Annotated in this window: 21 protein-coding genes; 9 read left to right on the forward strand and 12 right to left on the reverse strand. The window is 72.2% G+C overall.

What is annotated here, in order from left to right; all coding sequences use genetic code 11:
- The first annotated feature begins 31 nt into the window (after nt 1-31).
- Nucleotides 32-337 (forward strand): hypothetical protein, encoded by a 306-nt coding sequence (locus MKK60_RS14365; RefSeq protein WP_147843395.1) that lies wholly within the window; start codon nt 32-34, stop codon nt 335-337.
- An 88-nt stretch (nt 338-425) separates the two neighbouring features.
- On the opposite strand, the gene MKK60_RS14370 is transcribed toward MKK60_RS14365, so the two are convergent.
- Nucleotides 426-1,802: a hybrid sensor histidine kinase/response regulator gene (locus tag MKK60_RS14370; protein WP_243986703.1), complete on the reverse strand. Its 1,377-nt coding sequence runs from the start codon at nt 1,800-1,802 to the stop codon at nt 426-428.
- Nucleotides 1,799-3,007: an FIST N-terminal domain-containing protein gene (locus MKK60_RS14375; RefSeq protein ID WP_243986704.1), complete on the reverse strand. Its 1,209-nt coding sequence runs from the start codon at nt 3,005-3,007 to the stop codon at nt 1,799-1,801. Before MKK60_RS14375 ends, MKK60_RS14370 begins: the two co-directional genes overlap by 4 nt.
- Nucleotides 3,008-3,279: 272 nt before the next feature.
- On the opposite strand from MKK60_RS14375, the gene MKK60_RS14380 reads away from it, so the two are divergent.
- The gene (locus MKK60_RS14380; protein ID WP_243986705.1) at nt 3,280-5,694 is read left to right on the forward strand and encodes a PAS domain S-box protein; all 2,415 of its coding nucleotides are present in this window, start codon (nt 3,280-3,282) and stop codon (nt 5,692-5,694) included.
- A gap of 162 nt (nt 5,695-5,856) precedes the next feature.
- Nucleotides 5,857-7,236 carry an HD-GYP domain-containing protein gene (locus MKK60_RS14385; protein ID WP_243947880.1) on the forward strand — a complete coding sequence of 460 codons (1,380 nt, stop codon included), beginning with the start codon at nt 5,857-5,859 and terminating at the stop codon, nt 7,234-7,236.
- 400 nt (nt 7,237-7,636) lie between these two features.
- On the opposite strand, the gene MKK60_RS14390 is transcribed toward MKK60_RS14385, so the two are convergent.
- Complete coding sequence (locus tag MKK60_RS14390) at nt 7,637-8,353, reverse strand: DUF2268 domain-containing putative Zn-dependent protease (protein WP_313901127.1); 717 nt, start codon at nt 8,351-8,353, stop codon at nt 7,637-7,639.
- 186 nt (nt 8,354-8,539) lie between these two features.
- On the opposite strand from MKK60_RS14390, the gene MKK60_RS14395 reads away from it, so the two are divergent.
- Together MKK60_RS14395 and MKK60_RS14400 are read left to right on the forward strand one after the other, a co-directional pair.
- Complete coding sequence (locus tag MKK60_RS14395) at nt 8,540-9,061, forward strand: DUF1993 family protein (RefSeq protein ID WP_243937244.1); 522 nt, start codon at nt 8,540-8,542, stop codon at nt 9,059-9,061.
- 162 nt (nt 9,062-9,223) lie between these two features.
- Nucleotides 9,224-10,342: a molybdopterin-dependent oxidoreductase gene (locus MKK60_RS14400; RefSeq protein ID WP_243986710.1), complete on the forward strand. Its 1,119-nt coding sequence runs from the start codon at nt 9,224-9,226 to the stop codon at nt 10,340-10,342.
- A 233-nt stretch (nt 10,343-10,575) separates the two neighbouring features.
- Here MKK60_RS14400 and MKK60_RS14405 read toward each other — a convergent pair whose 3' ends face one another.
- Complete coding sequence (locus MKK60_RS14405) at nt 10,576-11,307, reverse strand: Crp/Fnr family transcriptional regulator (RefSeq protein ID WP_243986712.1); 732 nt, start codon at nt 11,305-11,307, stop codon at nt 10,576-10,578.
- Nucleotides 11,308-11,538: 231 nt separating this feature from the next.
- Nucleotides 11,539-11,748: a hypothetical protein gene (locus tag MKK60_RS14410; RefSeq protein ID WP_243937249.1), complete on the reverse strand. Its 210-nt coding sequence runs from the start codon at nt 11,746-11,748 to the stop codon at nt 11,539-11,541.
- A gap of 178 nt (nt 11,749-11,926) precedes the next feature.
- On the opposite strand from MKK60_RS14410, the gene MKK60_RS14415 reads away from it, so the two are divergent.
- Both MKK60_RS14415 and MKK60_RS14420 read left to right on the forward strand, forming a co-directional pair.
- The gene (locus MKK60_RS14415) at nt 11,927-12,124 is read left to right on the forward strand and encodes a hypothetical protein (protein WP_243986715.1); all 198 of its coding nucleotides are present in this window, start codon (nt 11,927-11,929) and stop codon (nt 12,122-12,124) included.
- A gap of 211 nt (nt 12,125-12,335) precedes the next feature.
- Nucleotides 12,336-13,619 carry an ArgE/DapE family deacylase gene (locus MKK60_RS14420; protein ID WP_147843007.1) on the forward strand — a complete coding sequence of 428 codons (1,284 nt, stop codon included), beginning with the start codon at nt 12,336-12,338 and terminating at the stop codon, nt 13,617-13,619.
- Between the two features lie 10 nt (nt 13,620-13,629).
- Here MKK60_RS14420 and MKK60_RS14425 read toward each other — a convergent pair whose 3' ends face one another.
- The 5 genes from MKK60_RS14425 to MKK60_RS14445 form a co-directional block, all read right to left on the reverse strand.
- A complete protein-coding gene (locus MKK60_RS14425) occupies nt 13,630-15,309 on the reverse strand; it encodes a methyl-accepting chemotaxis protein (protein ID WP_243986717.1) in 1,680 nt (559 codons plus the stop codon).
- Between the two features lie 183 nt (nt 15,310-15,492).
- Nucleotides 15,493-16,554 (reverse strand): SDR family oxidoreductase, encoded by a 1,062-nt coding sequence (locus MKK60_RS14430; protein ID WP_243986720.1) that lies wholly within the window; start codon nt 16,552-16,554, stop codon nt 15,493-15,495.
- 154 nt (nt 16,555-16,708) lie between these two features.
- Nucleotides 16,709-18,046: an aspartate aminotransferase family protein gene (locus tag MKK60_RS14435; protein WP_409567401.1), complete on the reverse strand. Its 1,338-nt coding sequence runs from the start codon at nt 18,044-18,046 to the stop codon at nt 16,709-16,711.
- Nucleotides 18,047-18,251: 205 nt separating this feature from the next.
- The gene (locus MKK60_RS14440) at nt 18,252-18,674 is read right to left on the reverse strand and encodes a type II toxin-antitoxin system VapC family toxin (protein WP_243986722.1); all 423 of its coding nucleotides are present in this window, start codon (nt 18,672-18,674) and stop codon (nt 18,252-18,254) included.
- Nucleotides 18,671-18,919, reverse strand: a complete 249-nt coding sequence (locus tag MKK60_RS14445; protein ID WP_147728654.1) for a FitA-like ribbon-helix-helix domain-containing protein — start codon at nt 18,917-18,919, stop codon at nt 18,671-18,673. Before MKK60_RS14445 ends, MKK60_RS14440 begins: the two co-directional genes overlap by 4 nt.
- Before the next feature lie 163 nt (nt 18,920-19,082).
- Between MKK60_RS14445 and catC the strand changes: the two genes are divergently transcribed.
- On the forward strand, nt 19,083-19,358 hold the full coding sequence (catC, locus tag MKK60_RS14450; protein WP_243986724.1) for a muconolactone Delta-isomerase: 276 nt from the start codon (nt 19,083-19,085) through the stop codon (nt 19,356-19,358).
- 48 nt (nt 19,359-19,406) lie between these two features.
- Here catC and MKK60_RS14455 read toward each other — a convergent pair whose 3' ends face one another.
- Entirely contained in the window at nt 19,407-20,636 is a 1,230-nt protein-coding gene (locus tag MKK60_RS14455; protein ID WP_409567402.1) for an ABC transporter substrate-binding protein, read from the reverse strand.
- Between the two features lie 298 nt (nt 20,637-20,934).
- Between MKK60_RS14455 and MKK60_RS14460 the strand changes: the two genes are divergently transcribed.
- Nucleotides 20,935-21,243, forward strand: a complete 309-nt coding sequence (locus MKK60_RS14460) for a YciI family protein (RefSeq protein ID WP_147728656.1) — start codon at nt 20,935-20,937, stop codon at nt 21,241-21,243.
- Between the two features lie 13 nt (nt 21,244-21,256).
- Here MKK60_RS14460 and MKK60_RS14465 read toward each other — a convergent pair whose 3' ends face one another.
- Nucleotides 21,257-22,126 (reverse strand): amidohydrolase family protein, encoded by an 870-nt coding sequence (locus MKK60_RS14465; RefSeq protein WP_243986726.1) that lies wholly within the window; start codon nt 22,124-22,126, stop codon nt 21,257-21,259.
- Nucleotides 22,127-22,450 lie beyond the last annotated feature (324 nt).

Consider the following 22,450-nt stretch of genomic DNA (forward strand, 5'->3'; position numbering starts at 1 on the left):
CGGGCGGCCCGTCGCATGAAGGAACGAACCCATGGCATCGATGCAGGAGATCGCGGCGACGATGCGCAGCGTCGTCACGCCCGGGATGACGCCGAAGGCGATCCGCGCGGCCATCCGGGAGAAGCACCCGGAGGCGAGCAAGAAGGAGATCGTCCGCGCCGCGTTCTACGCCCTTGCCGAGGCCCCGGCCGCGGACGGGGACGCGTCGGCGGATCTGCACGGCTTCGCCCTGTCCGAGCGCGGCGCCGACGAGGAGGCCGACGCGGTCGTGACGGTGCGCAAGCGCAAGCGGAAGAAGCACGCGCCCGCCGCGGCCGCGATCGCGCCGGCGCATTGAGGCCGAGGGCTGCGGGCCCTCCGAGGGGCGGGACCGTCGGGCCGACACGCGGTCTCGCGACGACGATGCGGCGCCGGCTCGCCCGTCCTCACGTCAGCATGGAGGTCAGCAGCGCGCGCAGCTGCGCCGGCTTGATCGGCTTGTGCACCAGCTCGGCGCCGAGGGCCGCCGCCTCGGCCGCGATCTCGGGGGCGTGGTCGGCGGTGGTGACGATGACGGGTAGCGGCGCGGTGCGCCCTTCCCGGAGCAGGGCGGCGACGTCGAGCCCGCGGGCGCCGTCGTCGAGGTGGTAGTCGAGGATCAGGATGTCGGGCGCGAGCCCGCCCGCACGCAGGGCGGCCGCGACGCCGGCGGGATCGCGGAAGGTGGCGACGCGCGCATCCCAGTTCCCGAGCAGCCGCTCGAGCGCGTCGGCGGTGGCGGCGTCGTTCTCGACCACGACGACGCGGGCGCCCGAGAGCCGCGTCACCACCGGCCCGGGCCGCGCCGCGGGCTCGGACGCGGCCGGCACGGCGCTCGGGGGCAGGGTGAGCGACACCCGCGTGCCGCGCCCCGGGCGGGAGGCCAGCGCCAGCGGGTGGTCGAGCGCCAGCGCCAGGCGCCGCACGATCGAGAGCCCGAGGCCGAGGCCCGGCCCGTCGCCCTCGGCGGCGCGCGGCGGCGTCCCGGCGCCGTTCGCGCTGCCGCGGTAGAACTCGTCGAACACCAGCGCGTGCTCGTCGGCGGCGATGCCGCAGCCGGTATCGATCACGTCGACCCGGACCGTGCCGGCGCGGCGGCGCGCGACCAGGGCGACGCCGCCGGACGCGGTGTAGCGGATCGCGTTGGAGAGCAGGTTCTGCAGGATGCGCCGCAGCAGGATGCCGTCGCTCGACACCGCCAGCTCCGGGCTGCGCACCACCAGGCGCAGGCCCCTGCGCGCGGCGAACGGCGCGAAGCTCGCCGCCAGCCCCGCCAGCAGGTCGGGCAGCGGCACGGGCCGCACCTGCGGGTGGACGATGCCGGCATCGAGCTTGGAGATGTCGAGCAGGGTCTTGATCAGGTCCTCGATCGTCTGCAGGCCGCGCTCGACCTGGGCGCCGATCAGGCTCGCCTCGGGCCCGAGCGGCAGGTCGGCGAGCGCCGAGATCGAGAGGCGGGCGGCGTTCAGCGGCTGCAGCAGGTCGTGGCTGGCGGCGGCCAGGAACCGGGTCTTGGAGCGGTTGGCGGTCTCGGCCTCCTCCTTGGCCGCCACCAGCGCTTCGTTCGAGCGCTCGAGGCGGTGCATCAGCGCCGTCAGCTCCTCGGTGCGGGTGCGGACGCGGCCCTCCAGGGTGATCGCGGTCTGGAACAAAGCATAGGCGCCGCCGCGCTGGTCGGTGCTGCGCTCCACATGCGCCATCAGCGCGGCGTTGATCCGCTCGAGCTTGGCGATGCGCCGGCGCAGGGACGCCTCGCCCTCCAGACCGGCGTCGTGCAGGGTCACGGGAGCGCCGGCGGGGCGGACGTCGCCTCCGCAGGCCCTTCGCTCGCAAGCCTCTCGTCCGCGGGCCTTTTGCCGATGGCGATGCCGGTCAACGTCTGGTTGAGGTGCATCGCCCGGTACTGCTCGCCGTAGGTCTCGAAGCCGACCATGTCGTAGCGCCGGTAGAGGTCGGCGATGCCCTGGCGCACCTGCCGGCTCTCGGCGTCGAGCCGGCGCAGCACGCATTCGAAGCCGATGATCAGGTCGACGCCGCCGAGCGCCCGGTCGAGCCGGGCGAGCTCCGCCCGGGTCGAGGCGACGATGTCGCGCGGCTCGGCCAGCGTCAGCACCACGCCCTCGTCGATGGCGCAGAAGAAGCTGAGGGAGCCGTCGGCGTTGAGCCGCCGGATCGAGCGGCAGAAGTATTCGCCGCCGACCTTCACCGCGAGCGGGTAGGCGGCGAAGCTCATCGGCGTCAGCCGCTCGGGGTCGAGCCCCACCGCCATGGCGTATTCGCGCGCGGCCGGCTCGGCGTTGAGCTCGTAGACGGTGCGCGACTCGCCGTCCGAGGCGGTCACCACGAACTTCACGTCGGTCGGCTCGAAGTTGTCGCTCTTGAAGATCTGCACCGGAAAGTCGCTCTCGACGAGGAGCAGCACGGCGGCGTTGCGGTGGATCGCGCCGCCGTGCAGCAGCACCGCGTCGCGGAAGGTGAGGTCGTCGCCGGCCGAGCCGCCGACCAGCGGGATGCCCTCCAGCGCCCAGGCGATGGCCGAGACCACGGTCTCCTCGGCGTTGGCGAGCCCGTCGATCAGCGAGAGCGCGAAGCAGCGGGTCGGCTGGGCGTGGTCGGGCCCGTGCGGCTCGAGCCGGCGGCGCAGCGCCCGCACCGCGCCCGCGGTGCGCTCGACGTCGAGGTGGTCGATCGCGTCGAGCACCGTCGAGACGATGCGGAAGCCGTCCGCCGGGAACGCGATCGCCACCAGGCCGCGGTCGAGCCCGCCGGCCGGCGCGATCCCGCCCGACATGGTGCAGCCGGAAATCTCGGCCCGCGGAAACGCCTCGGCCAGCCGCCGGCTCAGGTTTTCGGGGTCGTAGTCGGGGGAGAAGAACACCAGGAGCTGGGCCGCGTCGGCGCCGACCGCCCGCGCGATCTCGGCGACGGCCTCGCCGGCGGAGCTGCGCTCCGTCCACGCCGTCCTGATGCCGCACAGATGCGTGCGCATCTGCGTTCCCTGTGCCACGCCCCGCCCCCGATCGCCGTCGGCCCCCGGGTTGGTCCGCAGGCGGCACGCGCGAGTATGTGGCGGGCAACCGAAACGTGCAACCGGTGGCGGAATCGCGCCCGGCACGGCCGGGATCCGCGCGGCCCGGCAGGGGCAAGCGGGTCTCGCGGCATCGGAACGGCCGACCCGCAAAAGGGTCGCTCCGCAACCGACGCGCCGGCGTGGCCGGGCGGCTACATAAATCGCGCGGCGGATGCGGCTAAACCGGGGCCATGCCCGGACGCCACCGCCTTCAGAACGTCATCGAGAGCGCCATCGACTTCGCCGTCATCGTCACCGACCCGGAAGGCGCGGTGACGGAGTGGAACGCGGGGGCGGAGACCATCTTCGGCTGGCCCCGCGAGGCGGTCGTCGGCGGGTCGTCGGCGCGCATCTTCACCGCGGAGGACCGGGCCGCGGGCTGCGTCGAGCGGGAGATGCGCGCCGCCCTCGCCGAGGGCCAGGCGAGCGACGAGCGCTGGCACCTGCGCCGGGACGGTAGCCGGTTCTGGGCCTCCGGCGCGCTGATGCCGCTGCGCGACGAGGACGGCGTCCACCAGGGCTACGTCAAGATCGTCCGCGACCGCACCCAGCAGCACGAGGCCGGCGAGCGCCTGCGCGCGACGCAGGACCGCTTCAGCACGCTCCTGGAGACCATCGAGACCGCCTTCGCCATCGTCGAGGTGCGGTTCGAGGGCGAGCGCCCGGTCGATTACCGCTTCATCGAGGCGAACCCGGCCTTCGAGCGCCAGGCCGGGGTGAACCTGCGCGGCAAGTGGGTCACCGAGTTCGCGCCCGACCTGGAGCGGTTCTGGTTCGAGACCTACGGCCGCGTCGCCTGGACCGGGGAGCCGGCGACGTTCGAGAGCTATGCGGAGGCGTTCGCGCGCTGGTTCGACGTGCGCGCCGTGCGGGTCGGGGATCCGGCCGAGCGGCAGATCGCGATCTTCTTCAACGACGTCACCGAGCGCAAGCGCGCGGAGGAGCGCCTGCGCGTCAGCGAGACCCTAGCGCGCGAGAATGCCGAGCGGGTGCAGCTCGCCCTCGAGGCCGGCGCGATCATCGGGACCTGGCACTGGGACCTGCCGACCGACCGGTTCACCGTCGACGAGGCCTTCGCCCGCAGCTTCGGCCTCGACCCGGCGCTCGGCCGCACCGGCATCCCGCTCGCCCAGATCGTCGCCACCGTCCACCCCGACGACCAGGTCGGCCTGGCCGCGGCGATCGACGCGGCGATCCGGAAGGGCGGCGCCTACGCGCACCAGTACCGCGTGCGCCGGACGGACGGGCGCTACTACTGGATCGAGGCCAACGGCCGGGTCGAGTGGGCCGAGGACGGCACCCCGTCGAGCTTCCCCGGCGTTCTGATCGACGTCGAGGAGCGCCGCGCCGTGCAGGCGGAGCGCGACCGGGCGGCGGCGGCGCTGCGCGCCCTCAACGAGACCCTGGAGCAGCGCGTCGCCGAGCGGACGGCCGAGCTGATGCAGACCGAGGCGGCCTTGCGGCAATCGCAGAAGATGGAGGCGGTGGGCCAGCTCACCGGCGGCCTGGCGCACGACTTCAACAACCTGCTGGCCGGCATCTCCGGCGCGCTGGAGCTGATGCAGAGCCGGATCGGCCAGGGCCGGTTCGACGACCTCGAGCGCTACATGGGCGTGGCGCAGGGGGCGGCCCGCCGCGCGGCCGCGCTGACCCACCGCCTGCTCGCCTTCTCGCGCCGGCAGACGCTGACGCCGAAGCCGACCGACGTGAACGGGCTGATCGGCGGGATGGAGGAGCTGATCCGCCGGACCATCGGCCCCGAGATCGCGCTAGAGCGGGTCGGCGCGGCGAACCTGTGGCCGGCGCTGATCGATCCGGGCCAGCTCGAGAACGCGCTGCTGAACCTCTGCATCAACGCCCGCGACGCGATGCCGAACGGCGGCCGCATCACCATCGAGACCGCCAACTCCCGGCTGGACCGGGCGGCCGCGACCGCGCACGACATCCCCGAGGGCGAGTATCTCGCGGTGTGCGTGACCGACACCGGCACCGGCATGCCGCCCGAGGTGGTGGCCCGGGTGTTCGAGCCGTTCTTCACCACGAAGCCGATGGGCCAGGGGACGGGCCTCGGCCTGTCGATGATCCACGGCTTCGCCCGGCAATCGGGCGGGCAGGTGCGGATCCGGTCCGAGCCCGGCCGGGGCACCGCCGTCTGCCTGTACATGCCGCGCCACCACGGCGAGGCCGACGGCGACGACGGGGCGCCCGTCCCCGCCGAGGCCGCCCGGGCCGAGCAGGGCGAGACGGTGCTGATCGTCGACGACGAGCCCTCGGTGCGCATGCTGGTCACCGAGGTGCTGGAGGATCTTGGCTACACCGCGATCGAGGCGGCCGACGGCGTCGCCGGTCTGGCGGTGCTGCAATCGGACATGCGCATCGACCTGCTCGTCACCGACGTCGGCCTGCCCGGCGGCATGAACGGCCGCCAGATGGCGGACGCGGCCCGCGTCGGCCGGCCCGACCTCAAGGTGCTGTTCATCACCGGCTACGCCGAGACCGCGATCCTCGGCCACGGCCACCTCGACCCCGGCATGGAGGTGCTGACCAAGCCCTTCCCGATGGACGCCCTCGCCACCCGCCTCAAGGCGCTGATCGCCGGGCGGTAGGGGCTCTGCCGGCGATCCGAGGGGCTGCGACCCTTTGCGGACGCTGGAAAGGTCCGCTCGGGGCGGATCGGCGCGCGCAAGGCAACGCAACGCTTTGATCAGGTTCTTGAGGCAGTCTTGGCGCCTATCGAGACCGATAAGCCAAGAGGCCGGACGAGAACGATGCGGATTGTATCAGGCGGCGACGAGGAAGCCAGGACGATCCAGCTGTCGGAAGTGCTGGGTGCCTTGAGCCACGCCCTCGACCTGACGGAAGGTCAGCCCGTCGGGCATTGCGTGCGCGCGACCTGGATCGGCTTCCACATCGGCCGCGAGATGGGCCTCCCGGACTTGCAGCTCTGGGAACTCTACCACACGGTGATGCTGAAGGATCTCGGGTGCTCCAGCAACGCCGCGCGCATCTGCGAGCTCTATCTGTCCGACGATCTCAGCTTCAAACGCGACTTCAAGACGGTGAGCGACAGCCTGCCGAAGGTGCTCGGCTTCGTCTTCTCTCATACCGGCCTCAAGGCCGGCCTCGCCGAACGCTTCCGTGCCGTGCTCAACATCCTGCAGAACGGCGGAGCGATCACCGACGAACTGATCCAAACCCGCTGCCAGCGCGGTGCCCAGATCGCCCGGCAGCTTCGCTTCCCCGCGAGCGTTTGCGAGGCCATCCACGCGCTGGACGAGCACTGGAACGGCGGCGGCAGACCGGACCGCCTGGTCGGCCCGGGGATCCCGCTCTACGCACGGATGGCGTTGCTCGCTCAGGTCGTGGACGTGTTCCACACCGCAGCCGGCCCCGCGGCCGCGATGGCCGAGGTGCGGGCGCGCTCGGGCACATGGTTCGATCCTCAGATCGTCGCCTGCTTCGAAGCGGCCGCATCCGAACCCGGCTTCTGGGATACCCTGGCCTCGGATGAGGTCGAGGAGGCGGTGTTCGCGTTGGCACCGGTCAGCCCAATCGTCGTTGATGAGGACTACCTCGACGACATCGCCCGTGCCTTCGCGCAGATCATCGACGCCAAGAGCCCGTTCACCTCCGGCCATTCGGAGCGGGTTGCCGTCTACGCCGACATGATCGCGGCCGAGCTTGGCTACACGTCGGAGCGCCGCCGCTGGCTGAAGCGGGCTGCGCTGCTTCACGACGTCGGCAAGCTCGGGGTCTCGAACGCGATCCTCGACAAGAACGGCAAGCTGGATGACGCGGAGTGGCGGGACATGCGCAATCACGCGTCCCTCTCCGAGACCATCCTGACCCGCGCAGCCGTGTTCCATGAGATGGCCCGCATCGGTGGCGGACACCACGAACGGCTGGACGGGAAGGGCTATCCGCGCGGCTTGAGCGGCGACGCGATCGAGCCCGAGACCCGCATCGTCTCGGTCGCCGACGTGTTCGACGCGCTGACAGCCGACCGGCCCTACCGGGCGGCCATGTCGATCGAGAAGGCGCTCGGCATCATGCGCGCGGATCTCGGCACTGCGTTCGACCCGATCTGCTTCGCGGCGCTGGAGCGTGCGCTCGCCTCGATCGAGGGCGATCTTGCGCGGGCGGCTTGAGCGAGCCGCCTCTCGGCGAACCCTCCGACTACCGGATCAGGATCATCTTGGAGGCCCTGCCGTCGGCACGAGGTGACGCGTCTCCCGACGCCGAGACGATGACCGTGCGCACCACCCAACCGCAGGCGGGCGAACCCAAGGCCCGGAGGAAAAGCCAATTGAGGCCGCGGGTCAGCATGATCTGAGCTTTCTGATGTTGGCTTGCGCTGAAGGCGTCGGCTGAAAAATCTGGCACCCGCCCTGTGAGTTCATCATGCAGCATCCGGCAGGACAGGGTGATAGCAAAGTCGATCGCATTTGATGCAACCGGAAGTACAACTTCTAGGAGTGCAAGTCTTCGATCGCGCTGACCGTCCGGAACGCCGCCTTCGTCGGCTTTCGAAAACCACCGACGTCGGCGTCAAGGGCGTGGTCGGGTCCGACTCCGGACGTCTGCTTCCGGGGAAAACGCCAGGGGCCGCTTTCCATCCGATCCGGTCGCAGAGCGGACCGGCTGATCTCGGCCCGTGCCGGCCGTGCGGACAAGCATCCGCCGGTGTCGGAAGCCGCCGTCATCGACCGGCTTGGCCATTCCGCCTCGGGGCTGGGAGGCGGCCCGGGCCGGCGGTCGGAGGTTCGGCAGCGTGCGCCCGCGCGCCGCCGCGATGACGTCGGGCGCGGGGATGTCGACCCATGCGCCACCGCCGGTGTCGGCGCCCGCTTCGAGCCAGTCGCCCACGATCCGGTAGCCGAGGGTGTAGCCGAGCCAGCGCGGATACCGTCCTGCCCCGAAGAACCAGGCGCGGTGGTCGTGCCCGGCGCCCGCGAGCGTCGCGTCGTCGGGCAGGTTGGCCGCGAGTTCCGCGTCGGTCACGGCGCATTCCCACGGCTCGGGCGGCGAATCGAACAGGCGGCCGACGAACCGCCCCGCCAAGCCCTCGCTCACGAGGGCCTCGCCCAGCGTCCGGCCGTAGCCGGGCCCGGCCATGCGCATGCCGTGGTGCGCCTCGTGCGCGACGGTCCGGCGCAGATCCCCGTCACGCAGCGCGCGGGCGAAGTTGGGATTGCCGTGGTCGAGGGTGTGGGAGAACAGGCCGGGGCGCACCGCCCCTCCCGTCGTGCCGGTCTCCGGAATCACCGCGCCGGGCAGGCGCTGCCGATCGCGTCGCGGCGAACCGCCCTTCGACCGGCAGCCCAGGCCGGCGCCCGGACCGCACGGTCCCGACGCGACCCGCCGGCCGTGCGGCCCCGTCGCCCGGCGCGCCCGCGCGCGGTGTGCGCCCCGTCACCGCGTCGTCCCGGGCCGCCGCCTAAGCCAGGCCGGATGAGCATCAGCATCCACGACGTCAGCGTCCCGGTCTTCGTCCACGCGCTTGGCAACATGAGCGCGTGGCTCGACAAGGCGGCGGCGGAGAAGCCGGAGGCCGACCTGCTCGGCCGGCGGCTGGCTCCGGACATGAAGCCGTTGCCGGCCCAGTATCAGATGGCGTCCGACAGCGCGAAGAACGCGGTGGCCCGGCTCGCCGGGATCGCGGCGCCCGCGATGCCCGACGTCGAGGCGAGCTTCGCCGAGCTCAAGGCGCGCTGCGCCCGGACGATCGCCTTCGTCGAGGGCGTCGATCCGGCGGCTCTGGCCCTCGGCGCGGAGCGCGCGGTGGAGCTGACGTTCCCGAACGGCATGGGATACCGCTTCAGCGGGCAGGGCTACCTCACCGGCTTCGCGCTTCCGAACTTCTTCTTCCACGTCACCACGGCCTACGGCATCCTGCGGGCCGCCGGGGTGAGCCTCGGCAAGCCGGATTTCCTGCAGCATCTCGGGCCGCCGACCCTCCACGCCGCGAAGTAGCCGCGCGGGCTCCCCGGCCCGGACCCGATCCCCGGGATCGGGGGCGCGCGGGATCGCGCCAACGCCTGTGACGATGTCGCCCGGGCCGTTTCGGGGCGGCGCGTGAGCCTTCGCGCCGCCGGCGCGTTCACGGCCCGTGTCCGCATCCGAACGGGAGCCCCGATGTCGAGCCTGGCCGAGCGAAAGGCGCGCCTGATCGTCCACGGCGATCGGCCCTACAACGCCGAGCCGCCGCTCGTCCGGTTGCGGGCCGCCTACCGGACCCCGGCGGAGGACTTCTACGTCCGCTCGCACGGCGACCTGCCGGACCTCGACCCCGACACCTGGCGCCTCGCCGTCGAGGGCGGAGACGGTGCCGCGCGGGCGCTTTCGCTGCACGACCTGCGGACCCGCTTCCCGCAGGTCACGGTCACGGCGACGCTGCAGTGCGCCGGCAACCGGCGCGCCGACATGCGGGCGGTCGCCCCGGTCTCGGGCGACCCGTGGGATGCCGGGGCGATCGGCACGGCCGCGTGGACGGGCGTGCGCCTCGGCGACCTCCTGCGCGCGGCGGGCGTCACCGAGGGCGCCGATCTCCACGTGGCCTTCGAGAGCCACGACCGGGTGGACGGCCGCCCGTACGGCGCCTCGATCCCGCTCGCCAAAGCGATGGCGCCCGAGACCCTGCTCGCCTACGCCATGAACGGGGAAGCCCTGCTGCCCGAGCACGGCTTCCCGGTCCGCGCGGTGGTGCCGGGATTCGCCGGCGTGCGCAGCCCCAAATGGCTCCGGCGCCTCGCCGTGCAGGATCGCCCGTCCGACAACCCGATCCAGGCCGAGGATTACAAGCTGTACCCGCCCGACGTCGGCGCCGAGACGGCGGACCCGGCCCGGGGGCACACCATCGACACGATGCCGCTGAACGCCGCGATCTGCGAGCCGGAGCGCGGCGCCGCCCTCCGCGTCGGTCGCACCAGGGTTCGCGGCTACGCGGTGAGCGGCGACCGGGCCATCGTGCGCGTCGACGTCTCCGGCAACGGCGGCCGGTCCTGGCGGCAGGCCGACCTGGAGCACGCGGCCGGCGCGCCGTTCGCCTGGACGTTCTGGGCGGTGGAGCTCGATCTGCCGCCGGGCGAGCACGAGCTCGCGGTCCGCGCCTGGGACGCCGCCGGCCAGACGCAGCCGGCGCTGCCGGACGACACCTGGAACCACAAGGGCTACCTCTGCGCCTGCTGGCACCGCGTGCGGGTGAGCGTCGCCGCAGCGCGCATCGATGGCGCGATCCCCGCGGCGCACGACTGATGCCGGGTCTCATGGGTCAGGACCCATGAGGTCCGGCGGACGACCGCCGCCCCGCAGTCGCGGGGGCCAAGGCTCGATGCGTCACGCTCGGCGAGGCTTGGCATGAGGCGGGTCGCGAGCCCGCGGGCGGGCGACGGACGCTCCCGAGGCGTCCGCCCCGCGGGCATCCACCGGCGGCAAGTCCCCTCCGCGGCTCGGTGTCGGCCCGACCCGTGACGCGGTCGTGGCGCGGACTACCGCGCCTCCGGAGCGTCGCTTCCCTCGATCAGCCGGGCGTACTCGGTCTCGGCCAAGCCGTAGCCGTCCCCCGCCACATCGAGCAGACGCTCGCGGTCGATGATCTGCACGTGGCCCCGGCGCTTGCCGACGAGGCCGTCCTTCTCGAGAACCTTCATCGCCATCGTCACGCCGGGCCGTTCGACGCCCAGCATCAGCGACATGAACTCCTGCGTGACCGTGATGTCGTCGCCCTCGCCGCGATCGTGGCACATCAGCAGCCAACGGGCGAGGCGGGTCGGCGTACCGCCGCGGGCGTTCGCGAACGCGGTCTGCGCGGTCTGGATGGTTTGGGTCTGGATGTATCGGTGCAGGAGGCTCCGTAGGGCGGGGCGTCGCTCCACTTCGGCGCGCAGGTCGGGCACATCGACCGTCAAGACGTGCCCGGCCGCCTGCACGAAGTGGGTGAACGGGCTGCGGTCGTCGTCGAGCAGGACCGGGGCGGCCCCGACCAAGCCTTCGCGGCCGAGCAGCCCGATCTCGATGCGGCCGCTGGGCGCATCGGAGGTGACGGAGACAATGCCCGCCTCCACGAAGTGGACGCTCGTGATCTGCGTGTTGGCCGAGATGAGCACGCGCCGGAGCGGGATCGCCTCGGGACGCAGCGCAGGCGCCAGGGCGGCGAAGTCCTCCGGAGGCAGCGCGCGCAGGAGGCGGTTGCGCAGGGCGGGCTGCCGGAGATCTGCCACGTGTGCTCTCGCGTTGCGGGCAAGAGCACACGCTGTCCCTCAATCGTCAGCGCCCTGAAACGAGCCGACCACCGAGAATACATGGTGCGCGATACATAGATCAGCAATCGCTCGGAGCCGTACCATGGACATCAATCAGGTGGAATTCCCGGATAAATCGTCATATTTTTACTTATCGAGCGTGATCCGATTCTCCATCCAAGGGAGAGGTGCCGAGCAATCCGCGTGATCTTACTGCTTCTCCGCCCGCAGCATTTCGCGGGCGAACGCGAACACCGCGTCGCGCCCTTTCGGCGATTTGATCGCCAGCCAAGTCTGGATGAGCAGCGAGGCATCCTTCGGGTAGCCGGCGTTGGACTGCTCGAAGAATGAGTCTGGGGAGCAGCCGAGCATCAGCGCGAGCTGAGCGAGCGTCTCGGAACCGCTGACTTCAGGGGCCATGTCGGTCCCCTTAGGTGTCGGCATATCCATCCTATTCCCTCGTGTATCCGTCTCTAGCTCGACGGGAATGCATCTTAGCATTGCAGAGGGGGTAGTAAAATCGTAAATAATGTACAAAAATAGAGAACGGCACAGCTCTGTAAAAATTTTACATTTTATCTTCCCGTGCAGGAAGGAAATGCTTGTGGATCACACGCCTGATCTGAAAGCGGTCGCCGACGCGGTCATGGCCGCGCATGCCGTCATCGACGAGCACGGCACGCACGAGATGAAGACGATGAGTCGGATGCTCCTGTTCACGGTCGGCAAGGCGATCGCCCAGCGCAGCCGGCCTGCGCGCGAACCGCAAGATCTCCGAGGCGACGAGGTCGGGTGACCTTGGGGCGAATCGCGGCGTCGGAACGAGGCGATGTCCCGATCGCGTTCCGCATTCGATGGGGCGACGCGTGCGATCCGGCCCAGGGCTTCCGGTCGTCTCGCCGGCGACCGCTCCGCGAAGGCATGCCGCGCCGGCCTTCGCCTAGGCCGGCGCGCGCGGGCGCGGTAGACTCGCGGCGTTCCGCCGTCGCGAGCCCTGAGGACCCCGCATGCGCCTCGATCCTGCCCTGGCCGCCCGCATCGCGGCTTCCGTCGCGGACGGGTTCGCCGACCAGGTCGCCCACACCCAGGCGCTGGTGCGGTTCGGCTCGACCCGCGGCGCCGAGCACGCGATCCAGGATTTCGTGTTCCGCGGCTTCCGCGCGCGCGGCTACGCCACCGAGCGGTTCGGCATCGACGCCGCCGCGGTCGAGGCCCATCCCGGCGGCGCCAAGGTCGCGGCCGGGCATTCCGAGGCGCCGGTGGTGGTCGGCATCCACCGGCCGCGGGACGAGCGCGGGCGCTCGCTGATCCTCCAGGCCCATGTCGACGTGGTGCCCCCCGGGCCGCTCGATCTGTGGACGCACCCGCCCTTCGATCCGGTGATCGCCGGCGACTGGATGTACGGGCGCGGCGCCGCCGACATGAAGGCGGGGCACGCGGCCAACCTGTTCGCCCTCGACGCCCTGCGCCGCATCGGCCTGCAGCCGGCCGCCACCGTGACGATCCAGTCGGTGGTCGAGGAGGAATCCACCGGCAACGGCGCGCTCGCGGCGCACCTGCGCGGCTACCGCGCCGACGCGGTGCTGATCCCCGAGCCGATGGACGAGGCCCTGGTGCGGGCCAACACCGGCGTGCTGTGGTTCACGGTCGAGGTGCGCGGGCGCCCGGTGCACGTGCGCGAGATGGGGGCCGGCGCCAACGCCATCGACGCGACCTACCGGGTGATCGGCGCCCTGCGCGCGGTCGAGGCGCGCTGGAACGCCGACCGGGCCGGCCGGCCGCACTTCGCCGAGGCCGAGCACCCGATCAACCTCAATATCGGCCGGATCGAGGGCGGCGACTGGATCTCCTCGGTGCCGGCCTGGTGCCGCATCGGCTGCCGGATCGCGCTCTATCCCGGCCTCCGCGCGGCCGACGCCGCCGCCGAGATCGAGGCGGCGGTCGGCGCCTTCGCCCGCACCGACCCGTTCCTGTCGGGCACGCCGCCGCGGGTGAGCTTCGACGGCTTCTTCGCCGAGGGCTACGTGCTGGAGCCGGGCTCGGACGCCGAGAACGTGCTCGCCGCCGCCCACCGCGCGGCGGTCGGGACGGCGCTCACGAGCGTCATGTCGCCCTGCTACCTCGATACCCGGGTGCACGCCCTCTACGAGCGGGTGCCGGCCTTGTGCTACGGCCCGCGGAGCGAGAACATCCACGGCTTCGACGAGCGCGTCAGCCTCGCCTCGGTCCGGCGCATCACCACGGCGATGGCGCTGTTCGTCGCCGAATGGTGCGGGACCGAGCCGGCCTGATCCCGCCCGGTCAGGCGGCGCGCACGGTGGCGAGGAAGCGCCCGACCTCGGCGGCGAGGTGCTCGGACTGGCGCGACAGCTCGGACGCCGCGCCGAGCACCTGGGTCGCGGCCGCCCCGGTCTCCTCGGCGGCGCCGGCGACGCCGGTGATGTTGCTGGTCACCTCGGCCGTGCCCATCGCCGCCTGGCCGACGTTGCGCACGATCTCCTGGGTCGCCGCGCCCTGCTCCTCGACCGCCGCCGCGATCGCGGTGGCCACCGCGTTGATCTCGCGGATGCGCCCGGTCATCCCGCCGATCGAGGCGACCGCCTGACCGGTCGAGGCCTGGATCTGCGCGATCTGGCCCGAGATCTCGCTCGTCGCCCTGGCGGTCTGCTCGGCCAGGGCCTTCACCTCGGAGGCGACCACGGCAAAACCCTTGCCGGCCGCGCCGGCGCGGGCCGCCTCGATGGTGGCGTTCAGGGCCAGCAGGTTGGTCTGGCCGGCGATGTCCGAGATCAGCCCGACCACGGCGCCGATCCGCGACACCGCCGCGCTCAGCTCCTGCACCCGGGCGCCGGTCTGGTCGGCCTCGCGCACGGCCAGATGCGCGAGCTCGGCCGAGCCGCCGACCTGCCGGCCGATCTCGGCCACCGAGGAGCCGAGCTCCTCGGTGGCCGCCGCCACCGTGTTGACGTTGGTGCCGGCCTCCTCGGCCGCGGCCGCGACCGTGGTGGACTGGCCGGCCGTCTCGGTCGCCGTCGCGGTCAGGGTCTGGGCGGTGGCCTGCAGCTCGGTCGCCGAGGACGACACCATGCCGATGATCCCGCCGACCGCCGCCTCGAAGTCGTCGGCCATCTGGCGCATGCCGGCCTTGCGCTGCGCCTCGGCCGCCAGCCGCGCCTGCGCCGTGTCGGCCTCGAGCTTGCGGGTGCGGATCAGGTTGTCCTTGAACACCTGCACCGCCGCCGCCATGGCGCCGATCTCGCTGCGCTCGCCGGTATGCGGCACGGCGATCGCGGTGTCGCCCGCCGCCACCGTGTCCATCACCCGGGCCATCCGCTGCACCGGCACGGAGATCGTGAACACCGACATCCACCCGACCGCCACCGCCGTCGCCGCGACGAGGCCGAGGCCGACGGCGATGGCGAAGCGCGCCTGCTCGCCGAGCGCCGTGGCGCTCTCGGCGCTCGCCCGGCCGGCGGCGTCGTTGAAGGCGAGGTCGGCCTTCAGCGCGGCGCGCGCGGCGTTGAGCGCGGGGAGCATGCCGTCGAGGAGGTGCGCGCTCGCGCCCTTCGCGTCGCCCGCCTGCAGCCGCCGCAGGAATTCCTCGCCCATCGCCGAGTAGGCCGGCACGGTTGCCTTCACCGCCTCCCACAGCGCCTCCTCGCCGGGGCTGACGAAGCCGGCATAGTCCTTCAGGTCCGCGTCCAGCTCGGCCATGCTGGCGCGCAGCCGCGGCAGCGATTGCGGCCGCCGCTCGTCGCTGGAGACGAGGTAGGCGAGCTGCCGGCTGCGCAGCGCCTCGAAGTTGGTGGCGAGCCGCCCGAGGATGCGGGTGGACGGCAGCGCATTGCCCGCGAGCGCGTCGGTCACGGTGCTGAGGGCGTGCAGGCGCGCGTAGCAGAAGCCGCCGAGCCCGGCCGTCAGCAGGAACAGCACCAGCACCGCGCCGACCAGGCGCGCACGGATCGAGACATGGGCCAGCATCGCGGAATCCTTCGTCGCAAGGCTCCGTGATTGTCGATCCCGGTTAAGATCACCCTATAAGGACCGGACGGTCCTCGGATGCGCAAGATCTCCCCTTGGCGCGACCTTGCCGGTCTACGCCGCCGGGGCGAGGCATCGGCCGGCTCGATGCGGGATCGCGCCGGCCGTCCCGTCAGGCGCGGCTCACGGGATCAGCCGGTCGGCCCGCAGGCGGGCGAACAGGTCGAAGAACGCGTCGTCGGTCGGCTGGTAGGCGAGGAACCCGAGCCGACGGCTCTTGCTCATGTCGGTGACCACCTCGATCGGCCGGCCGAGGTCGGCGTCGGTGTGCCAGGGCGAGGCGAGCTTGGCGAGGTCGGGCTCGGCGAGGCCGTGGCGCGAAGCGATCTCGGCCCAGACCGGGCCGTCCTCGGCCATCTGCGCCTCGAGCGGCCGCACCGTGCCGTCGAACGGCTCGGGCGTCAGCCCGAACCAGGCCGCGATCCGGCCCCACATCCAGCTCCAGCGGAAGACGTCGCCGTCGACGACGTTGAAGTCCTGGTTGGCCGCGTCGGCGCTGGTCGAGGCCCAGAGCAGGTGGCGGGCGAGCAGCCGCGCGTCGGTCATGTCGGTCAGGCCGCTCCACTGCATGCCGGAGCCTGGGAAGCGGAACGGCCGGCCGGTCTCGCGGCACAGGGTGGCGTAGGCGGCCAGCGTCGTGCCCATGTTCATGGCGTTGCCGACCGCCTTGCCGATGATCGTGTGCGGGCGGTGGACGCTCCAACGGAAGCCGTCGCGGGCGGCGGCCGAGAACACCGCATCCTCCTGGGCGTAGTAGAAGTTCTCGACGTCGAGCCGGCCCTGGTCCTCGCGGAACGGGGTCTGCGGCACCGAGCCCTTCCCGTAGGCCTCGAACGGGCCGAGATAGTGCTTCAGGCCGGTGACCAGGGCGACGTGCCGGAGCGAGGCCGCCGGCCGCAGCGCGTCGAGCAGGTTCTCCACCATCGCGCCGTTGACGCGGATCATCTCGGCCTCGGTGTCGCGGCGCATCCAGGTCGCGAGCACCACGTGGCTCGGCTTGAGGCCCGCGAGCGCCCGCTGGAGGGAGGCCGGATCCTGCAGGTCGGCGGCGACGGGCACGACGCCGTCCTGCGCCACGGGCTTGCGCGCCAGCCCCGCCACCGCCCAGCCCTCGGCGGAGAACCGCTCGGCGGCCGCGCTCCCGACGATGCCGCTGGCGCCCACGATCAGAACCGAACCCGTCATGCATGACCCTCGCTGCCGAAGGCGCGCGGCCTTCGTATGCGGGTTCAACCAGCGGGCGTGCGTTGCGTTGCAGCGAAGACGCCTCTTCCCTTCCCCCTCTGCGGGGGAGGGGAGGTGCCCGCATCGCCCGGATTGCGGAACCGGGCCCCCGGCCTCACGCCACCCGGTCGATCGCGTCGCCCAGCACCTGCGCGATCTCGCCGATCTGGCCGTGCTCCAGGATCAGCGGCGGCGAGAGCGCGACGATGTCGCCGGTGACGCGGATCAGCAGGCCGCGCGCGAAGCAGTCGACGAACACGTCGTAGGCCCGCTTGCCCGGCACGCCGGGGCGCGGTTCCAGCTCGATCCCGGCGATCAGGCCGATGGTGCGGATGTCGACGACGCGGGCGCGCCCGCGCAGGTCGTGCATCGCCGCGGCCCAGTCGTCGGCGAGGTCCGCCGCCCGGGTGAGCAGGCCCTCGTCGCGGTAGATGTCGAGGGTCGCCAGCCCCGCCGCGCAGGCGACCGGGTGCCCGGAATAGGTGTAGCCGTGGAACAGCTCGATCCCGTCCGGGCCGTTCATCAGCGCGTCGTGGACGTGGCGGCCGGCGAAGACCGCGCCCATCGGGATGGTGCCGTTGGTCAGCCCCTTGGCGGTGCAGACGAGGTCGGGCGTCACCCCGAAGAAGTCGGCGGCGAAGGGCGCGCCCAGCCGCCCGAAGCCGGAGATCACCTCGTCGAAGATCAGCAGGATGCCGTGCGCGTCGCAGATCGCGCGCAGGCGCTCGAGGTAGCCCTTCGGCGGCACCAGCACGCCGGTCGAGCCCGCCACCGGCTCGACGATGCAGGCGGCGATGGTCTCGGCGCCGTGCAGCGCCACGAGGCGCTCGAGGTCGTCGGCGAGCTCGGCCCCGTGCTCGGGCTGGCCCTTGGTGAAGGCGTTGCGGGCCGGGTCGTGGGTGTGGCGCAGGTGGTCGGTGCCCGGCAGCGTCGGGAAGGCCCGGCGGTTCGAGACGATGCCGCCGACCGAGATGCCGCCGAAGCCGACGCCGTGATAGCCGCGCTCGCGCCCGATCAGCCGGGTGCGGGTGCCCTGGCCGACCGCCCGCTGGTAGGCGAGCGCGATCTTGAGCGCGGTGTCGACCGATTCCGAGCCCGAGCCGGTGAAGAACACCCGGTCGAGCGCGGCGCCGGCCGGCCCAGGCGCGATCTCGGCCAGGCGCTCGGCGAATTCGAACGCGATCGGGTGGCCCATCTGGAAGGTCGGGGCGAAGTCCATCGTCGCGAGCTGGCGCTCGACCGCGCTCGCGATCCCGCGGCGGCCGTGCCCGGCGTTGCAGCACCACAGGCCCGCCGTCCCGTCGAGCACCTGGCGGCCGTCGTCGGTAGTGTAGTGCATCCCGTCGGCGGCCACGAACATCCGCGGCGCCGCCTTGAACTGGCGGTTGGCCGTGAACGGCATCCAGAACGCCTCCAGCGAGGGCGCGTTCTTCCGTGCGTTCAGGTCGGACATGAGGGCTCCTCGGCTCGCGATCGTGCCGGCAGGGGACCCGGTTTCGCGCGCCGCAACAACCCCCTTTCGCGCAAGCCGGGCGCCTCCGGCATGTGCCCGGCAACGGCCGCCCGGCGTGGGCGGCGGTCGAGGGCGCGCCGCATTCCCGGCTGCGCCGACGCGCTCGGCCGGCGCCGGGTCGCCCCGCGCCGTCGAGACGCGTCCGTCAGGCGGACGCCCAGGGATCGATGACGGTGATCCCGCATCCGGTGAAGTCCCGGGCGTTGCGCGTCGCGAGGCGCGCTCCGCGCGACCGCACGATTGCCGCGATCTGTCCGTCGATCTGGCTGATCGGCTGGCCGGCCTTGCGCCGTCCGACGACGATCTCCGGGTAGGCCGAGGCGGCTTCGCCGTCGAAGGACAGGACCCGCCCCGCCATCTCGACCTCGAACATCGTCCGTGCCGCTTCCGTCAGCCCGATGCGCCGCCGCCCTTCCGGCAGGAGGGCGAGGCCGTAGAAGATCTCGGCCTGCGTCAGGGTCGTCGTGAACAGGCCCGCGATCGGTTGCTGGGTGAGCCAGGCGAGGAGCTTCGGCTCGGGGCTCGCCCGCATCAGCTCGGAGAGGACGTTGGTGTCGAGGACGATCACGCCTCGAAGCTCGGCGGCTCCCGGCCCGGGTCCCGCGGCACCTCCGGCAGGTCGACGCCGCCGAGCGCCGCGAAGCGCTCATGGATCGCCCGGCCGAGATCGCGCGGGCGGGAAACTTCGCTCGAGAGCGCCGAGCGCAGGATGTCGCGCGCCTCGTCCTCCATCGATCGGCCGTGCATCGCGGCACGGATGCGAAGGCGCGCCTTGAGCGCGTCGTCGATGTTGCGGATCGTCATCACGGCCATGGGCGCGCCTGTCGTCAATGACTGCAGATTATTCCTTGACGGATCGACCGGCAAGGATCGCTCGGGCCTGCGGTCGTCATCCGCACGGTCGCCGTCCATGATACGCGATGGCCGAGCGCTCCCGGGAGGGGCGAGCGCCGGCTCGTGACGCGAGGACGCATCGATGCTGTATCACGTCAGGATGGACGTCCATCCGCCCGCGCAGCTGCCGCCGGCCGAGTTCGACCGGTTGAAGGCCGAGGAGAAGGCGCAGGCGCGGGCGCTCCAGGAATCGGGCCGGTGGGTGCACCTCTGGCGCATCGCCGGGCAGTACGCCAACATCAGCGTGTTCGACGTGGCCGACCACGACGAGCTGCACGCGATCCTCTCCGGCCTGCCGCTGTTCCCGTTCATGAGCGTGACGGTGACGCCGCTGGCCCGGCACCCGTCGGCCTTGTGAGCGGGGGGCCCCTTCCCTCCCCCCTCTGCGGAAGAGGGAAGGCTGGGGTCACGGGTTCGTCACCAGCCTGCAGGTGCTCTGCGCCAGCGGCTGGAAGGCCTCGTCGCCGGGGATGGTCTTGAGGATCGTGTAGAAGTCCCACGGGCCCTTCGACTCGGCCGGGGTCTTCACCCGCGCCAGGTACATGTCGTGGACCATGCGGCCGTCGGGGCGCAGCTTGGCGTTGCGCGCGAAGGCGTCCTCGATCGGCAGCGCACGCATCTTGGCCATCACCGCGAGGCCGTCCTCGGTGCCCGCCGCCTCGGCCGCCTTGAGGTAGTGCAGCACCGCCGAGTAGTCGCCGGCCTGGACCATGGTCGGCATCCGCCCGCCCATGCGCTCGCCGAAGCGCTTCGCGAAGGCGCGGGTGCGGTCGTCGAGGTCCCAGTAGAAGCCCGTCGTCAGGATCATGCCCTGTGCCGCCTTCAGGCCGACCGAGTTGACGTCGGTGAGGAAGATGTTGAGGCCGCCGAGCGACTGGCCGCCCTCGGCGATGCCGAACTCGGCGGCCTGCTTGATGGTGTTGATCGTGTCGGCGCCGGCATTGGCCATGCCGATGATCCGGGCGCCCGAGGCTTGCGCCTGGATCAGGTAGGACGAGAAGTCGGCGTTCGGGAACGGGTGCTTGACCGAGCCGAGCACCGTGCCGCCCTTGGCCCGCACCACGCGGGTGACCTGGGCCTCGAGGTCGTGCCCGAAGGTGTAGTCGGCGGTGATGAAGAACCAGGTGTTCTTCGGGTCGTCGGCCAGCGCCGCGGCGGTGCCGGCGGCGAGCGCGTGGGTGTCCCAGGACCAGTGCGCGCCGGTGGCCGAGCAGGCGGCGTTGGTCAGCGCCATCGAGCCGGCGCCGGAATTGATGTCGACCTTGCCCTTGGCGCGGGCGACCTCGCGCACGGCGAGCCCCGCCACCGACGAGTTCGTGTCGAAGATCGCGTCCACCCCCTCCGTGTCGAACCAGCGGCGGGCGATGGTCGAGGCGATGTCGGCCTTGTTCTGGTGGTCGGCGAAGATCAGCTCGACCTTGCGGCCGCCGATCGCCCTGCCGAAATCCTCGATCGCGAGCTGCGCCGCCGTCACCGAGCCCTTGCCGGCGAGGTCCGAGTAGCCGCCGGACATGTCGGTCAGCACGCCGATCCTGATGCCGCCGTCGGCGTACTGGGCGGAGGCCGGCGTGGCCGCGAGCAGCACGGCCGTGGACAGCGCTGCAGCGAGCGCGGATGCGGGAATGGTCCTTGCCACGATCGTCCTCCCGGGGGCTTGTGGTCGCGAACCCGGTCCGCGTGCCCGCCCGCGGATTCGGTGATCCGGCCTCGCCCGGTTGGCGGTTTTTCCCCGCGTCCGGAGGCAGGCCGGCGCCGTGCGCGAGGCCTCGCGCGCGGCCGGCTTCACCTATAGCGGCGTCCCGGTGCGCGATCGCGCCCGGCCGGGGCGAACCGGTGAGAACCGCCCGCGGGTGTCAGGAAGCCCGGGGGCGCCATCGCCTGCGCCGCGCTACACAAACGATCGCCGCCATCCGCAGCCCGCCCCCGGAGCCGCCATGCCGTTCATCATCGAGACCTTCGACAAGCCCGGCCACGAGCACCTGCGCCGCGCGGCGAGGGCCGAGCACCTCGCCTTCCTGGAGGCCCAGGCCGCGCGGCTGCTCGCCTGCGGCGCGAAACTGTCCGACGACGGGTCGGATGCGGGCGGCGGCCTCTACCTCGTCGACGTGGAGACGCGGGCGGAGGCCGAGCGCTTCATCGCCGAGGACCCGTTCGCGAAGGCCGGCCTGTTCGAGCGGGTCGCGATCCAGCGCTGGCGCAAGGCCTATCTCGACGGTCGGAGCTACCTGAAGCCCCAGGCCTAGCCGAAGCCCAGGCCTAGCCGAAGCCGTAGAGCGCGCGCGGGTTCTCGACGAAGAGCCTTCGGCGCCTGGCCTCGTCCGGCACCCAGTCGGCGATCAGGTCGAGGAGCGTCGCGAGCTTCGGCGGCCCGTCCCAGGCGGCGACGTGCGGCCAGTCGGAGCCCCACAGGCAGCGCTCGGGTGCGGCGTCGTTCAGCGCCCGGGCGAAGGGGATGGTGTCGGCGTAGGGCGCGCCCGCCACCGAGGTGCGGAACGCGCCCGAGAGCTTCACCCAGGCGCCGTCGCGCACCAGCGCCACGAGGGTGGAAAAGCCCGGGTCCGAAAGGCCCGCCGCGGTCGGCATGTGGCCCATGTGGTCGACGACGAACGGCACCGGCAGCCGCGAGAGGCGCTGGGCCAGCGGCGGCAGGCTGCGGGCGTCGATCAGGAATTGCAGGTGCCAGCCCATCTCGCGGGCGAGCGAGCCGTAGGCCTCGACCGCCGCGAAATCGATGCCGCCGCCGTAGAGCACGTTGAGGCGCAGGCCGACGATGCCGGCGTCCTTCATCGCGCGGAGGTCGCCCTCGGGCAGCCCGAGGGGGATCACGGCGATGCCGCGCAGGCGCTCGGCGTTCGCGGCCAGCGTCTCCAGCAGCAGCCGGTTGTCGGTTCCGTGGACGCTGACCTGGACCAGCACGCCGTGGGCCATGCCGGTGGCGTCGAGCATCGCCAGGTAGGCCTGCGCCGGCGCCGCCGGCGGGGTGTAGCTGCGATTCTCCACGAACGGATGGGCCGGCGGCCGGCCGATCACGTGGGCATGGCTGTCGACCGCCCCCGCCGGCACCGCGTAGCGCGTCGGGCCGGCGGGATGCGGATCGGGGGCGGGGCAATCGCGGATCGGGATCATGGCGTCCTCTCCTCCGAACTCGACGCAGTCTTTCCCTCCCCCTGAGCGGGGGAGGGTGGCCCGCGCAGCGGGTCGGGAGAGGGGAGCGCGTTGTCCGGAGAGGTCGCTCCCCGCTCCCGACTCTCGCTGACGCGAGGCCCACCCTCCCCCGCAGAGGGAGGAGGGACAAACCCGTCCCCCTACCTGTCGGCGTGCAGCACCTTCACCGGCGTCGCTGGCAGGGCGACGGCGGCGAGAAAGAACACGCCGTAGGCGCCCGCGGCGACGACGGCAAGCGCCGCGGTGAGGCCCTGCGCTGTCGAGCGCTTGCACACCAGCCACGGG

The organism is Methylobacterium sp. J-092 (assembly GCF_022829325.1).
In the GTDB taxonomy this organism is placed as follows: domain Bacteria; phylum Pseudomonadota; class Alphaproteobacteria; order Rhizobiales; family Beijerinckiaceae; genus Methylobacterium.